The organism is Paractinoplanes hotanensis, assembly GCF_023717965.1.
GTDB classification, from domain to species: Bacteria; Actinomycetota; Actinomycetes; order Mycobacteriales; family Micromonosporaceae; genus Actinoplanes; species Actinoplanes polyasparticus.
Genome location: NZ_JAMQOL010000082.1, coordinates 1 through 16,739, shown reverse-complemented (window position 1 = coordinate 16,739; position 16,739 = coordinate 1). Strand labels below are relative to the sequence as shown.

Here is a 16,739-nt window from a genome sequence, read left to right as displayed (position 1 = left end):
ACGCCTTCCGGTTGGCGTAACCTCCCGGAAGATCCGGCCGGGGGAGGCAATCATGTTCACGCTCATCTGGGGCGCGGTGCGGACCCGCACGGCCCAGGTGCTGACCGTGCTGATGCTCACCGCGCTGGCCGCCACCGTCGCCGCGGCCGGGCCGTGGTTCGCCTACGCCGGCATCAACCGCGCGGCCACGGCCGACGTGACCGCCGCCCCGCCCGAACAGCGGATCGTGTCGGTGCGGCAGATGGCCGACACCGCGGGCGACCCACAGGCCGCGATCGACGACCTCGCGTCGACGGTGCAGAGCCAATTGCCGCTGCCGCAGGCCGACCCGGTGACCGGGCTGGCGCTGCCGCTCACGGCCAGCGCCCGCGGCGGCGCCCCCTCCATGAATCTCGCCTTCCGCGACGACTTCTGCGCCCACGTACAGCTTGACGGCGCCTGCCCCGCCTCGCCCGGGGAAGCGGCGATCAGCGTCGCCGCCGCGCAGCGGCTGGATCTCCGGCCGGGCGACCCGATGGCCCTGCGGTCGTCGCCCGGCGCGGAGCCGATCGTCCTGACCGTGGTGGGGACGTTCACATACATCGACCCGGGCGGCACCTACTGGGGTAATTCGCTGTTCGAGGCGAACGGTGGCCTCGACCCGGCCTTCACACCGATCGAGACGTTCCGGTCGGATCAGCTCGGGGAACCGTCCGTCACCTTCGACCTCACCGTGCCGGACGAGCTGCTGCGCGGCGAGGAGGGGTTCCGGCTCGGCCCGGTGCTGCGCGAGGCGGAGGCGCGCCTCGCGGCCTCGGGCCTGCGGCTGGTCAACGCGACCGGGCCGCTGATCGAGGCGATCGACCGCAACCGGCAGGAGATCGAGCTCGGCGTCTTCGTCGCGATGGCGCAGACGCTGGTGCTCACCTGGTTCGCGATCGGCCTGGCCGGCCACTACACCGGGCGCGACCGGCGCGGCGACGCCGCCCTGCTCAAGCTGCGCGGCAGCACACGGTCCGCGATGCTGCGCCTGGCCTGGGGGCAACACATGCTGCCGCTGACCGCGGGCGCGCTGATCGGCGTGCCGCTCGGCTACCTGCTCGCGCGGTGGCTGGCCGGTCCCGTCGCCTCGCCCGTCGAGCAGCGGGAGGCCCTGCTGCTCTCCTTGGCCGCGGTTGCCGCGGTGCTGCTCGGCGGTCTCGTCGTGCTCGCCGTGGTCGAGGCCGTGGCGCTGCGCCGCCCGGTCGCCGACCTGCTGCGCGAGGTCGGCTCGGGTCGTGGCGACTGGCGGGGCGGGCTGGCTGACCTGTTGCTGCTCGTGATCGCGGTGGCCGCCGTCTATCAGGCCCGGTCGAGCGCGCCCGACAGCGGGCTGGCGCTCGCCGCTCCGGGCCTGGTCGCGCTGGCGGTGGCGTTGCTGGTGGCGCGGCTGCTGGCCCAGGTCGCCGACCGGGGTGGCGGGTTGGCGATGCGCACGGGTCATCTGCGGCTCGGCCTCACGTCGGTGCAGGTCTCCCGACAGCCCGGCAGCGACCGGGTGTTCGCCTTCGTCGTCGTCGCGGTCGCCCTCTTCGCCACCACTCTGGGTCTCACCCTCGGCGACAACCGGGCCCGGGCCGATCGCAGCGAGGCTGAGCTGGGTGCCGAACGGGTGCTGTCGGTGCGGACGCCCACCCGCGCCACGTTGCTCGACGCCGTGCGCCGTGCCGATCCCGCGGGCGACCAGGCCATGGCCGTGGTCGTCGACCGCACCAACGCCCCGCCCGTGCTCGCGGTCGACAGCTCCCGGTTGGCCGCCGTGGCCCGCTGGCGCCCGGTCTACGGCCCGGCCGACCTGCTCGCCGCGGCGACCGCCGACAACCCCGGCCCGAGGCCCGCGCCCGCCATCACCGGCGACCGGCTCACCCTGCGGCTGCGCAACGACAGCCGGCAACCGGTCGCAGTGGGCCTCTCCCTGCAGCACGAGGGCACCGGCCTGCCCGTCCAGGTGCGGTTCGGCACGTTGCGCCCGGGCGAGCAGTCGCTCACCGCGCAGGTCTCCGGGTGCCGTGCGGCGCCCGGCTGCCGCATCCTGCGCTGGCAGCTCAGCAGCCCGGTCGAGGCCAACGGCAACGTCCCGCCGGCCCCGCCCGGCAGCGCGGTGATCCTGCGCGTACTGAGCCAGCAGGGCCAGCAGGGACCGTCGGCCGAGATCCTCGGCCGCAGCCAGCTCGGTGACATCGCCCGGTGGCGTTCCGGCACGGCCGGCGCGGCCCTCGACATCGCCACGGTCGACGGGAACCTGCGTATCTCGAGCGACGAGAACCGGGCCGGCACCCCGGACATCGGCATTCAGGTGTACGCCGTGGACAGTGCCCTGCCTCCGCCGGTCGTGCTGGCCGGGCCGCCGCCGGACGAGTGGCGGTTCAAGGAGCCGTCGATGTCGTCGCTCGGCGATCAGCCGGTCCCGGTACGGGTCGACGGCACCACACGCGTGCTGCCCGCGGTGGGCAGCAATGGCGTCCTCATCGACCTCGAGACCAGCCGCCGCATCGCCGGCGACGCCGACGCGCCGGGTGAGTTCCAGGTCTGGCTCGCGCCCGGGGCCGGCTCCGGGGTGGTCGACGCGCTGCGTGCGGCCGGGCTCGTCGTCACCGGCGAGGACACGGTGGCTCGCCGATCGAGCCGGTTGGCCGACCAGGGGCCGGCCGCGGTCGCCCGGTTCGGGCTGCTCTGCGGGGCGGTCGGACTGCTGCTGGCGGCCGCGACGCTCGGGGTGGCCGGCGCGGTCGACCGGCGCCGACGGCTGGAGCAACTGCGGGCGTTGCGTCTTCAGGGACTTCCGCTCGGGGTGGCGGTCGGCACGGCGTACGCGGGGGCCTGGGTGTTGATCGTGGCGGGTGTCGTGGTGGGGCTGGTGGCGGCGGCGATCGCCGACCCGTTGGCGCGCGTGGCCGTTCGCGGCTTCACCGACGGGTGGGACGTGCTGCCGCTGCCGGGCGCTCTGGGGTGGCCGGCCGTGGGGCTGGCCGGGCTGATCGCGTTCGGGCTGCTCGGCCTGGTCGGGTGGCTTTCGGTGCTGCCGCTGGTGCGCGGGCTGCGCGGCGGGGCGGCGGCGCGATGATGTCGCTGGTGCTGGCCATGGTCTGGACCAGGCGTGGACAGGCCGTCACTCTGGCGCTGCTGTCCCTGTTCGCGGTCGCCGCGGCCGTGGCCTCGCCGGCCTACCTGACGGCGATCGACCGGGCGGTCGCGGCGGGCCAGATCGAGACGTCCACGCCCGGCGAGCGCAGCCTGGTCATCACCGGCATGCAGGACGCCCGGGTCGACAGCGGCGCGCCCGACTTCACCGACGTCGGCGCCGCCCTGATCGAGCTGCCCGGATTCACCTATGTCTACGGCTCGTCCTACCCGATCATCGGGCTCCGGCCGGACAACGACAACGCCGACCGGATGGTCTTCCGGCAGGACGTCTGCGCCCACCTACGCATCGTCAGCGGCCGCTGCCTGGTCGGCGAGGACGACATCGTCGTCGGGGCGGCGACGGCCCGGCGCCTCGGGCTGACCGCCGGCGACCAGGTGTCGCTGACGTCCGCGGCGTATGTCGAAATACCGCAGCCGCTGTGGGTGAAGGACGGCGACCCCAGGCGGCTCGTCATCGCCGGCACCTACGCGGTCGAGGACCCCGAAGACGTCTACTGGGGCACGCACGGCTATTTCACGACCCTCCCCGGCGTGGGCGCCTCGGAGCCCGTTTTCACCGGTGCGACGACGTTCAGCACGATGGACCACGGCCCGACCGACCTGTCCATCGACGGGCTGGCCGGCCCCGGCGCGCTCGACCCCGACCGGCTCGGCGAGCTGCGCGCCGCCCTGCTGGCGCTGATCCGCAAGGCCACCGAGATCGGCCCCGATCTGCAGGTCAACACCGCTGTCCCGGCCCTGCTCGACCGCATCGACTCGGGCCGCGCGACGGCCCACCTGCTGGTGCCGGTGCTGGCCGTCCCACTCGTGCTGCTCGCCTGCTTCAGCATCTTCCTGGCGGTCGGCTACGGCACCGAGGGCCGCCGGCCCGAGCTCGCGATCGTCGCGTTGCGCGGCACGCGCTGGTGGACCCGGTGGTGGCTGGCGATCGGCGAGAGTCTCGCGGCGATCCTGGCCGGCGCCGTGGCCGGCTGCCTGGCCGGCCAACTGATGGTCAACGCGGTGGCCGCGGCTCGGTTCCCCGGCGTCGGCATCGAGGAGGGCTGGGCCTCCCTCCGGTACGCGCCCTACGCCGCGCTGGCCGCGCTGGCCGCAGCCGTGCTGGCGCAGCGGCGCCAGCTCGTCAGCCCGGTCGCCACGCTGCTGCGGCGGCCGGTGACCGCCGGCCGCCACCGCGCGATCACTCTCGACGCCGTGATCGTGCTGCTCGCCGTCGTTTCCGTGGGGCAACTCGTGATCACCGGCGGGTCGCTCACCGGCGTCGGCCTGCTCGCCCCCGCGCTGGTCATGCTGGCGCTCGCACTGCTCGCCGGGCGCGCCCTGCTGCCACTGGTCACCCGGTACGCCTCCGGGGCGCTCGCCGCCGGCCGGCTCGGCCCCGCCCTGGCCGGCTTCCAGCTCTCCCGCCGTCCCGGCGCCCAGCGGCTCTTCGCGCTGCTGGTCGCGACCGTGGCCGTCGCCGGATATGCGACCTGCGCGATCGACGTGGCCGCCCGGGGCCGGGTCGTTCAGGCCGAACTCGGCGTCGGCGCGAGCCGCGTGCTCGAGGTGGAGCCGGTTTACCGCAGCCGGCTGCTGCATGCCGTGAGACAGGTCGACCCGGAGGGGAGGTTCGCCATGGCAGCCGCCCGGCTGCGCAACAGCGACGGCCGCGAGCCGCTCGGCCTGGCCGTCGACTCGACCCGGCTGACCACCGTGCCGACCTGGCCCGACGGCGCGCCGCCGGCCGGTGAGGTGGCGCGTGCGCTGCGCCCGGAGGCACCCGCCGCGCCCACCATCGGCGGGCCCGACCTCAGGATCAAGGCGACCGCCGGCGGCATCGTGAAGGGCAAGGAGCTGCGGCTCAATGTGTCCGTCTCGTCGCTGACCGGCCTCGGCGAGACCCTGGTGGCGCTCGGCGACCTGCGCCCGGGCGAGTGGACCTACAAGCAGCGGGTCGACGCGTGCGACCAGGGCTGCCGCGTCAACGGTTTCCAGCTTCAGGTCAACGGCAACGTGGTCGGCGTGACCGGTGAGGTGACCCTCGAGAGCGTGAGCAGCGACTCCGCCTGGCTGAAAGACGCGAATCGATGGCGGATGCCCCGGCACGGCCGGATCAGCACTGCCCCCGAGGGTCTGCGCATCGAGGTCGACGAGCCCGGCGGATTACCCGACGGCGCCTGGGTGCAGCCGGCCGACACGCCCTACCCGTTGCCGGTGGGATTCGCGGGCGGTGACCCGTCCGGTGACATGCTGACCGGCCTCGACGGCCGGCCGATGGCGGTCACCGGGGTCTTCGACCTGCCCGTCGTGCCACGCCTGGGCGGGCACGCCAGCCTGGTCGACCTCGAATACGCCGACCGCTTGGCGACCGACGCCGCCCCGGCGCTGCTGCCCGAGGTGTGGCTCAACTCCCACGCTCCGGCCGATGTGGTCGAGCGGCTGACCGCCCAGGGGCTGACGATCCGCTCCGACACCCGGTCGGCGCAGGTCCTGCGGCAACTCGCCGAGCAGGGCCCGGCCCTGTCGCTCTGGTTCCACCTGCTCGCGGGCGGCCTCGCCGTGCTGCTCGGCGCCTTCGTCCTGGTGCTCGCGGCCGCAGTCGACCGGGCCCGCCGAGTCGAGGACCTCTCGGCGCTGCGCGTGCAGGGCCTGCGCCGCCCGACCATGAGCCGGGCGACGCTGTGGACCTACCCGGCGCTGGTCGGCATCGCCGCGGTGACCGGCATGCTGACCGCGCTGGCCGGGTGGGCGGCGACCGCGTGGGCGCTGCCGCTGGCCGGGGTCGACCCGGTCGATCTGCCGTTGCCGTCCTGGCCCCGGGTGCTGGTGCTGGCCGGCACGACCGTTCTCGTCCTTCTACTGTTGGCCACCGTGGCCCTGGCCACCGGCCGGGACCTCCGCCGTCGCATCACGCCTTCCTAGGGGATCACCACATGAAGACACTCAGCGTTGTGGACGCCGACCTCGCCTGGGATGCCGACCTGACGGTGCTGCGAGGCGTCACGGTCGACGCGCGGCCAGGCCAGATCCTGGCCGTCACCGGCACCTCCGGCGCGGGCAAGACCACGCTGCTCAGCGCCCTGGCCGGCCTGCTGACCCCGGTCCGCGGCGAGGTGCTGGTCGACGGCGAGCGGCTGACCGGCCGCGACCAGGCGGTGAAGCTCGGCGTGGTGCTGATCCCGCAGGACAACGGCCTGGCCGCGATCCTGACCGCCGCCGAGAACATCTCGGTCGCGGTCATCGCCACCGGCGGCACGGCAGCCGAGGCCCGCCGGCGCACCGCCGAGGCGCTCGAGCCGCTGGGCCTCTCGGGCCAGGCCAACCAGCTCATCGAGGAGCTCTCCGGCGGCCAGCAGCAGCGCACGGCCATCGCCCGCGGCCTGGCCCTGCAGGGCGACATCCTGCTGGCCGACGAGATCACGAGCGAGCTCGACGCGGCCAACCGCCAGCGCGTCATGGAACTGCTGCGAGCCGAGGCCGCCCGCGGCGCCGCCGTGGTCTTCGCCACCCACGACCCCGAGGCCGCCGCGGCGTGCGACCGCGAGCTGCACCTGGGCGACGGCGAGGCGGTCTGGTTGCGGCCTTGACCAGGCGGGTGGGTCAGGCGGGTGGGTGCCGTCAGGAGACGAGGTCGGTGAGTTCGCGATCGATCGTCTCGGCGAACGAGCCGGCCGCGACGACCGACACGTTGGATGCCTCGGCTCCGCTGTCGATGGCCAGGAAGCGTACGGCCGGGAAACTCTTGGCGGCTGCCGCGACCGCATCGGTCTGCGTCTTGCCCACCGCGACCACGACGCCGCATCGGCTTCCGGCCAGCGAGTTGAGATGCGCCTGCGCGTTCGCCGGCGTCTGAGGGCCGGCGACCGCGAGGTACTGCACGCGCGCGTGGCTCGATAGGGACGCTTCCTGCATGGCCGTCCACAGTGGCTGGGTTGCGGCGCCGGTCACCCCGTCGGAACCGGTGAGCAGGCAGGCGGTGGCATCGACGTAGTCACGTTGGCGCGGCGGGTCGGGCCACAGCAGCCAGGTGCCGAGGGCGGCGCTGGTCACCAATGCGGCAGCTCCGGCCGCCCACCACATCACTCGTTGACGCACCGGCGGATCGTACGTGTCAATGATCTTCAAAACAACGTCTTGTATGGATGCGTCGATTCGTTGATGATCTCTGCGCTGTGCGTGATCGTCGCTCATCGGTCACGTTGATCACGGGGGAGCATCGTGCGCCGCTGGCTTGGTGTCGTTACCGCTATGGCTTTGGCCTTCACCGTCGGACTGCCGCCCGGGGCGGTTCCGGCCGAGGGCGGATTCCCGCTGCGTGGGCTGTTTTCGTGGCTTGAGCAGCCGGCCGCCCTGGCCGACGTGCTGGGCCTGCCGGTGCAGAAGAATCCGTCCGGCGAGGGCCGGGGTCACTACGTCTCGGCCGACGAGACCAGCTCCGAGGGCGGCGCCGGTCAGCCGGCCGGCCGTGGCATCGGCGCTGTTGCCGCTGAGCTTCCCGAGCCGCCGCAGCAGAAGAAGTACACCGCGCCGGTCGCGCCCGGGGCCGACAGCTTCGACGAGAAGACCAGCGTGCGCGTGCCGGAGCGGTCCGGCGAGCGGTTCACCGAGTACCGCAACGCCGATGGATCGGCGACCCGCCGGCTCTACGGCAGCCGGGTCAACTTCCGCGACGTGGACGGTCGCTGGCAGCCGATCGACACCGAGCTGACCACGCGTGAGGGGCGGCTCGAGACGACGGCGAACTCGGTCGGCGTCAGCCTGGCCCCGGCCGGCGCCGACGACGAACTGGCCACGGTGACCACCGCCGCCGGGGACAGCGTCGCGCTGGGAGTGGACGGCGCTGCCGGCACGCCCGCCGCGGCCGCCGGCTCGGTGGCGACGTACGGGGAGATCCTGCCCTCGATCGACCTCGAGGCCGAGGCGCTCGCGGACGGCCTGCGCAGCACGATCGTGCTGAAGGAGCGGCCGGCGGACAGCGAATGGGTGCTGCCGCTCGCCCTCGACGGGCTGACGGCGCGCACCGCGACCGACGGCGCAGTCGCCCTGGCCGATGCGGCGGGCCAGGTCGCGTTGCGGATGACGCCCGGCACCATGGAGGACGCCAACGTCGACCCGATGTCCGGAAGCGCGGCCCAGGCGCCGGTGACCCTCACGGTGGACGCCGGCTCGGTGACAGTGTCGGCCGATCCGGCCTGGCTGGCCGACCCGGCCCGGGAATATCCGGTGCGGATCGGCACGACGATCGTGACCGGGGACGCGCGGACGGATACGTTTGCCGACGCCGACCCGGCCACGACCAACCGGGACACCGATGACCTGCCTGTCGGCACCTGGAAGGACGGGTCCGCGGTGGCCCGGTCGTACATCGGGTTCGACGCGGCTGCGGCCGACGGCTTCGGCGACAAGCTGGTCAGGTCGGCGACGCTCAACCTGTTCCACTCGTGGTCGGCCGACTGCGGGAACCAGCAGCCGATTTCTGTACGGCGGGTGACCGTGCCGTTCGACGGCACCCCGCCCGCCGACGAGGACGGTCTGGCCGCCGCACCGGCGTACTCGGATCCCATCGGGACCTTGGAGGTCGCGGACAACCGCCCGGCGTGCACCAACGGCGCCGGTGACCGTGGTGTCGGCAAGTGGTGGAGTGTGCCGCTGGAGAAGGACGCGGTGACCGACTGGACGGCGGGGGAGCCGACGGACGTCGCGCTGGCGCTGACCACCACGGAGACCGACGCCGGCGCGTTCAAGCGGTTCACGTCGGGCAATGTCGAGGGCGGCGAGTTCCAGCCGTTCGTCGAGGTGACGGCGGCTGAGAACACCGGGCCGCAGGTCAACGAGCAGTATCCGAGCTACGGCCGGGCCGTGCCGACGCTCACGCCCGAGCTGCTGGCCGACGCCTCCGACCCGGACGACGGGCCGGGGTCGTTGCGCTACATGTTCATCCTGTACGGGAGCGACGGCAAGACCGAGATCGGCCGGTCGATTCCGTTGTACCGCAAGTCGTGGACCGTGCCGACCGGCGTGTTCAAGTGGGCTGAGTCCTACTACTGGAGCGTGCGCGTCGACGACGGCCTGGACTCTAACCAGGAGTACCTCTACAAGAACCTGATCACTACACCCGTACCGCAACCCGCGGTCACCTCGGGGTTGTCGCAGAACTCGGGCCGCTCGTTCGATCCCGCCGCGGGCAACTACACCACCTCGGCCCGCGACGCGATCGTCACCACGGTCGGCCCGGCGCTGGAGATTGTTCGCTACTACAACAGCAACGACCCGCGTACGACCCAGGCCCTGGGCGCGGGCTGGTCGAGCATCCTCGATTCCAAGGTCGTCAACCGCGGCAGCACGGTCGTGCTGACCTACCCGAACGGTCGCGAGATGGCGTTCGGCCGCAACGCCGACGGCACGTTCACCTCGCCGGCCGGGCGCAGCGCGATCCTGAACAGCATCACCGGCGGATACCGGCTGTGGGAGAAGGACGGCAACCGCTACGAGTTCCTGCAGGCCAAACCGAACGGGGTGTGGGCGCTCAGCACGTTCAAGGACGTCCACAACCGCACGCTGAAGCTCAACTGGGTCAGCGGCCGGATCGACAGCCTGGAGGCGGCGTCGGGCCGCAAGCTGTATCTGACCTGGGACAGCACGACCGCCCCGAAGCACGTGACGCAGGTCAGCACCGACGCGGTGAACGGCGCCGCGAACCGGTGGACCTACACCTATTCGGGCACCGCGCTGACCACCGTCTGCCCGCCGACCTCCAGCACCAAGTGCCACTCCTACCAGTACGCCGACGGCTCGCTGTATCAGACCGTGGTGGCCAACAACCAGCCGCTGTCGTACTACCGGCTGACCGAGACCAGCGGCACGTCGGTCCGCAGCTCGGTGCTCGAGAACGCCGGGACGGACAACGGCACCTACCACGGCGTCACGTTCAACGTCGCCGGCCCGCTCGCCGGCTCGTCGGCCAAGGCGGTCGGGTTCAACGGCTCGGCGCGGGTCGCCCTGCCCGCGTCCAAGCTGTCCGGTGACGCCTCGAACCAGGCCGTCAGCATGTGGTTCAAGGCTGCTCCGAGCAGCACCTCCCGGGTGCTGTACGGCCAGTCGTGGCAGAACAGCGACAACGTCTCCACCAAGGCCGGCTACAACCCGACGCTGTACCTCAGCACGGAGGGTCACCTCATGGGTGGCTTCCCGGTCGCGCCGCAGCCGGGCACCGCGATCGGCACCCTGGTCACCCCGTCGTCCAACGAGTGCATCGGCGTGGCCGGGAACACCGCCACCGTGGGGGCCCGGCTGGGCCTGTTCGGCTGCACCGGCTCCGTCAGCCACCAGTTCAGCTGGACGACGGCGCGCGAGCTGCGGGTCACCACCGGCGGACAGGTCCGCTGCATCGCCCCCGAGAACGGCGACTACGGCAAGGTCTTCGTCGTCACGGCCACCTGCGACGGCAGCGCGAAGCTGAAGTGGGACGTGCGGGCCAACGGCGAGATCGTCAGCGACTACTCGTACATGTGCTTCAGCCGGATCGAGGTCACCGGTCAGTCGTACACCGGAGCCATCGGGCAGCGGCCCTGCGACACCAGGCCGCGCGCGCTCTGGCAGCGGTACTTCCCCCGGCTGCACACCGCGATGAAGTCCGGCACGATCCTGGCCGACAACGACTGGCACCACGTCGTCCTCTCCGCCTCGGGCAACTCGCAGACGATGTACGTCGACGGCGAGGTGGCGGCCACCCAGACCGGGCTGCAGGTGCAGGACATGACGCCGGTCTACAACTACCTGGGCGCCGGTTGGCTCGGGGGTGGCTGGCGGGACAGCGGTGTCGACGACACCACCAGCAACGCGGGCTACCGGCGCAACTTCAACGGCGCGCTGTCGGAGGTGGCGCTGTTCGACACCCCGGTCAACGCGGCGACCGCCCGGGACCTGTACGAGGCGAACAACCCGGTCCGCCAGCTGACCAAGGTGCTGCGGCCGTCGGGCAACCCGGCCGGGCAGGTCACGTACGACCCGATCGACGGTCGGGTCAGCCAGGTGACCGACAGCAACGGCGCGATCTGGAGACCGCAGGACCCGACGGTCGGCGGCACCACCAAGGTGTACGAGAGCTCCGTGCTCGCCGGCGTGCCCAACAACTACTGGCGCCTCAACGACGCGGCCGCGACCCAGGCCAAGAACCAGATCAACGGCGAGACCGCGACCTACAACGCCGTCGAACTAGGCTGGAACGGGCCGTTCTGGCCGCTGACCACGGCGGCGAACTTCGACGGTTTCCCGTCCCGCCTCACCGCCCGCGATCCCACGACCTGCGGCGCCGACTGCGTGACCGACATGAATCTGTCCGCGGTCTCGATGTGGTTCAAGACGTCGGTCAACGGCTATCCGCTGTTCAGCTACGGCAACGCGGCCATCCAGGGCGGCACGACGACGAAGACGTACACGGCGCTCTACGTCGACTCCGAGGGCAAACTAAGGGGCCAGTTCGGCACCAGCGCGGTCAACCCGATCCGGAGCGCGGCCAAGGTCAACGACAGCAAGTGGCACCACGTCGCGCTGGTCACCTGGGACGACAACCAGAGCCTCTACCTGGACGGCAAGATCCAGGGCAGCCTGGCCGGCGTACCGGTGCGCGACAACGTCGCCAAGTACATGTACGCCGGCGCCGGCTACCTCGGCGGCGGGTACACGCCCGGCACCCACGAGACCGTCCCGCCGACCGCGCGCGGCTGGATGGGCCAGATCGCCGAGGTCGCCACGTACAGCAAGCCGCTCGACGGAAAGATGGTCGAGGCGCAGTTCAAGGCGCGCAACGCGGTGACCGCCACGGCCGTGCCGTCGGTGACCTACAGCGTGCAGCAACCCGACCACACCGACGACGCGCCCGTGGTGAGCCGGGACATCCACGACCTGCAGGGCGGTCGCAAGCTCGCCGAGGTCGACCCGATGGGCAACCAGACGCGCTACGGCTACAGCACCAAGGGCTTCCTGCGTACGGTCACCGACCCCAACGGCAACCAGACCATCAACGAGCACGACGTACGCGGGAACGTCGTCTCGACCGCGACCTGTCAGAACCGGTCGACCGACCGGTGCACGACGACCTATTACACGTACTTCCCCGACGCGACGACCGAGCAGCCCGGCGCCAGCGTGATGAACGACCGACTGCTCACCAAGCGCGGGCCCGGGTCGGCGAACTCGTCGGACGACCGGTACCTGGCCACGTACACCTACAACACGGACAACGCGGTCCGCACCTCGGAGACCGACGCGCTGGGCCGCAGGACGACTGTCGAATACACCAACGGCTCCACCGCGCCCTCCGGCCTGCCCACGAGGATCCTCAAGCCGGGCGGCAGCGTCGTCACCATCACCTACAACACCGCGGGTGACCTGCTCAGCACCACCGACCCGGCCGGCAAGCGGACCGAGTACGAGTACGACGCCCTCGGCCGCACCACCAAGGAGATCGAGGTCGTCGGCGGTACGTCGCGGATGATCGCGCAGTACGAGTACGACAAGCAGGACCGGGTGGTCAAGGAGACCGGCGCCGCCGTGACCAACCACGTGACCGGGGCGGTGCACACGCCGGTCACCACGACGGTCTACAACGACGACGGCCTGCCGACGTCGGAGACCGTGGCCGACGCGACCGGCGGTGACGCGTCCCGCACGGTGTCGTTCGGCTACGACACGTTCGGGCGCCGTACGACCGAGACCGACGCGCTCGGCAAGACGGTGACGATCGGCTACGACGCGTACGGGCGGGTCGCCTCGCAGACGCACGCCGACGACAGCGTCGTGCGCACCAAGTACGACCCGCTCGGCAACGAGCTCGAGGTCACCGTCGAGGGCGAATCCGACCCGGTCAAGAAGATGGCCTACGACCCCGCGGGCCGCCTGGCGTCGGTCACCGACGCGATGAACTTCGTGACCAAGTACGAGTACACGGACAACAACCTGCTCACCAAGGTCACCCGCTACAACAGCGCGAACGGCACCGGCACGGCCTACGTCGAGGAGCAGAACGCGTACGACTCGGCCGGCAACCTGACCTCGCAGGTCACCAACAACGGCCTGACCACGACCACCCGCACGTACGACGCGGCCGGTCGCGGGCTCACGGCGACGCTCGACCCGGCCGGCCTGAACCGCACCACCACCCACACGTACTCGGTCAACGACGACGTGCTGACTACGACCCTCACCACCGGAAGCACGGTCGTGAGCCGGTCGGAGTCGATGTTCGACAAGCTCGGCCGGGCCCTGGCCGAGACGACGTACACGTCGGCCGGGCTCACCCCGACCTTCCGGTGGATGTTCGGCGAGATCACCGCCGGCAGCACGGCCGACGCGGCGGGCAACACCCGCGGTGTGGCGGGCGCCGGGGCGACCTGGTCGACCGAGCGCGGCGGTTCGGTGTCGCTGACCGGCGCCGCGGCGGCGGTCACGGCGAACCAGCCGGTCGTCGACACCAGCCGCAGCTACACGGCCGGCCTCCGGGTCAACGTCGGCGACCGGACCGCGGACCGCCCCCTGCTGTCGATGCCGGCCGCCGCCGGGCGCCCGGCCATGGAGCTGAAGTACGTCACGGGTAACGCGTTCCAGCTCACGATCAACGGGACCACCGCCGCGGGCGCGGAGACCGCCCTCACGCTGAAGTCGGCCAACGGGACCGTCCCCGCCGCCGGCACGTGGGCGCATCTGGCGGCCTCGTACGACGCGACCAGCCGTACGGCCCGGCTGTACGTCAACGGTGTCGCGCTCGCGCCCGCCACGGCCACCGACTTCGTGCCCGTGACCGCGGCCAAGGTCCAGGTCGGGCACCTGGGCAGCACGGCCGCGCAGGGCCTGTTCGACGAGGCGATCGCGTTCCAGTCGGCGCTCACCACCACCGAGGCGCAGAACCTGAGCTCGGGCGCGGTGCCGGCGGCCGGTGCCAAAGTAGTGCGCACCAACCAGAACCTCGACGCGGACGGCTCGCCGGTCTCGGCCACCGACGCCCGCGGCTACATCACGTACGTCACCAACGACGAGGCCGGCCGGGCCGCCGTGCTCACGGCGCCGGAAGCCGCCAGTGTGACCGGGGAGGGGACACCGGTCGTCTCGGTGTCGACGACCCGGGCCGGCTACAACACGTTCGGCGAGCTCACCGAGCAGCAGGACCCGCTCGGCCGGGTGTCGACCACCCGGTACGACGCGGTCGGCCGTCCGCTCGAGACCCAGCTGCCCGACTACGTCGCGCCGGGCTCGTCCACGCCCATCACCGCGAAGACCACCAACGCCTACAACACGGTCGGCCAGGTCGCGTCGACGACCGACCCGCTCGGCAACACCACGAGCTTCGAGTACGACCGGTTCGGCCGTACGACGAAGGTCACCGCACCCGACGACGGCGTCAGCTCGTTCGTCTATTCCAAGAACGGCGACCTGCTCGAGCAGACCGACCCGACCGGGGCCAGGGCGACCGCCACCTACGACTTCATGGGCCGCACGCTGACCAGCACGCAGGCGGTGCGCCAGACCGGGCAGGCGAGCACGACGACGCTCGCGTACGCAGGCGGGCCGTGGCCGGCCACGGTAACGTCCGCGGCCGGCGTGGTCACCACCATGGAGTACAACGCCGCCGGCGAGCAGAAGTCGGTCGAGGACGGCGCGGGCAACACCACGCTGACCAGCTACGACGGCGCGGGACGGCCGGTGCGGGTCACGGCGCCCGACAACACCTACGAGACGGCGGCCTACGACCTGGCCGGCCGCATGGTCGAGGCCAAGTCGTGGTCGGCGGCCGGCGCGGCGCTGCGGACGGTCTCCAGCCAGTACGACGCGGCCGGCAACCTGGTCGAGGGCACCGACGCCCGGGGCACGACGCGGACGTTCACGTACGACGCCCGCGGGCAACTGGTGACGCAGACCGAGCCGATCAGCGGCTCCGACGCGATCGTGTCGGCGTTCGGCTACGACCTGGCCGGGCAGCGCACACGGTTCACCGACGGGCGGGGCAACACCTTCGTCACCACGTACAACGCCTGGGGCCTGCCCGAGTCGCAGATCGAGCCGGCCACGGCGGCCCACCCGAACCTGGCCGACCGCACGTTCACGACCTCGTACGACGCGGCCGGCCGAGCCGTGCGCACCACGTCGCCCGGCGGTGTCGAGGTCACGTCCGAGTACAACAACATGGGCCGCCTGACCCGCAACACCGGCGCCGGCGCCCAGGTCGCGACGGTCGACAAGACGTTCGGGTACGACGCCGCGGGCCGGGTGACGTCGCTGACCGGCTCGGCCGGGGACACCACGATCGCGTACGACGACCGGGGCCTGCCGACGACGATCGGCGGGGTGTCGGGCGCGTCGTCCTACACGTACAACCTCGACGGCGCGCTGGCCTCGCGCACCGACGCGGCCGGGACGACCTCGTACACCTACGACACCGCGGGACGGCAGAAGACGGTCGTCAACAGCGGCGCCGGCGTCGACATGACGTACGCGTACAACACCATGTCGATGGTCAGCTCGATCACCCACGGCGCCGGCGGCAACGTCCGGTCGTTCGGCTACGACAACCTGCACCGGGTCACCTCGGACGAACTCAAGACAGCCGGCGGCGCCTCGGTCGCGAAGATCGCCTACGGCTGGGACCTCAACGACAACCTCACCTCGAAGACGACGACCGGCTTCACCGGCGCGGCCGCCAACACCTACACGTACGACCTGGCCGACCGTCTGATCGGCTGGAACAACGGCACGACACCGACGGTCTACGCCTACGACAAGTCGGGCAACCGGACCCAGGCCGACGGCAAGACGTTCGCCTACGACCAGCGCAACCAGTTGCTGTCGTCGTCGGACGGCACGCAGTACCACTACTCGCCGCGGGGCACCCTGACCAGCACGATCGAGAACGGCGTCGAGCAGCAGACGGAAACCGACGCGTTCAACCAGGTGACGTCGCAGACCGTGGCCGGCGGCGACACGCGCACCTACACCTACGACGGTCTCGGCCGCATGATCAAGCCAGGCCTGACGTACACGGGTCTCGCGAACACGGTCGCCGGGGACAGCACCACGACCTACGTGCGCGACGCGGCCGACGGTCTGGTCGGCGTCGCCTCGGGTGGGACCAAGCGGTACGCGTGGACCGACCTGCACACCGACGTGGTGGGCGAGTTCCTGGGTAACGGCGCGGCCCTGGCCGCGTCGGTGGCGTACGACCCGTGGGGCAAGGTCCTGGCCTCCGGCGGCATGATCGGCAGGCTCGGCTATCAGTCGCAGTGGACCGATGAGGGCACTGGCAAGGTCAACATGTGGGCCCGCTGGTACGACCCGGAGACGGGTGCCTTCGATACGCGGGACGCGGCGTCGAACAACCCGAACCCGGCTTCCGGGGCGGCCAACCGGTTCGCGTACGCCGAGGGCAACCCGCTGGGCAACACGGACACCACCGGGTACGGCGTTGATGGCAAGTGTGGGACGTATGACTACGAGTGTGAGCTGAAGAAGTATCAGGGTCAGCTCGCTCAGTACAACCGCGACATGGACCAGCATCAGCGTGATGTGCGGTTCACCGGTGAGGACATCGCCCGGCAGGAGGCCGA

General features: G+C 71.7%; 5 protein-coding genes. 4 read left to right on the top strand and 1 reads right to left on the bottom strand.

The annotated features are described in order from the left end of the window. Positions 1 to 52: 52 nt before the first annotated feature. From LXN57_RS45000 to LXN57_RS44990, 3 genes are read left to right on the top strand one after another with little or no spacing between them, the layout of a single operon-like run. Positions 53 to 3,082 (top strand): FtsX-like permease family protein, encoded by a 3,030-nt coding sequence (locus LXN57_RS45000; protein ID WP_251804455.1) that lies wholly within the window; start codon positions 53 to 55, stop codon positions 3,080 to 3,082. Then, a complete protein-coding gene (locus tag LXN57_RS44995; RefSeq protein ID WP_251804454.1) occupies positions 3,079 to 6,066 on the top strand; it encodes an FtsX-like permease family protein in 2,988 nt (995 codons plus the stop codon). Before LXN57_RS45000 ends, LXN57_RS44995 begins: the two co-directional genes overlap by 4 nt. An 11-nt stretch (positions 6,067 to 6,077) precedes the next feature. Further along, complete coding sequence (locus tag LXN57_RS44990) at positions 6,078 to 6,731, top strand: ABC transporter ATP-binding protein (RefSeq protein ID WP_251804453.1); 654 nt, start codon at positions 6,078 to 6,080, stop codon at positions 6,729 to 6,731. 31 nt (positions 6,732 to 6,762) lie between these two features. Here the strand turns inward: LXN57_RS44990 and LXN57_RS44985 are convergent, their stop codons facing one another. Next, positions 6,763 to 7,335: a BMP family ABC transporter substrate-binding protein gene (locus LXN57_RS44985; protein ID WP_251804452.1), complete on the bottom strand. Its 573-nt coding sequence runs from the start codon at positions 7,333 to 7,335 to the stop codon at positions 6,763 to 6,765. Between the two features lie 57 nt (positions 7,336 to 7,392). Between LXN57_RS44985 and LXN57_RS44980 the strand changes: the two genes are divergently transcribed. Further along, positions 7,393 to 16,739: LamG-like jellyroll fold domain-containing protein (locus tag LXN57_RS44980; protein WP_251804451.1), on the top strand; the 9,347-nt coding region annotated here is incomplete at its 3' end.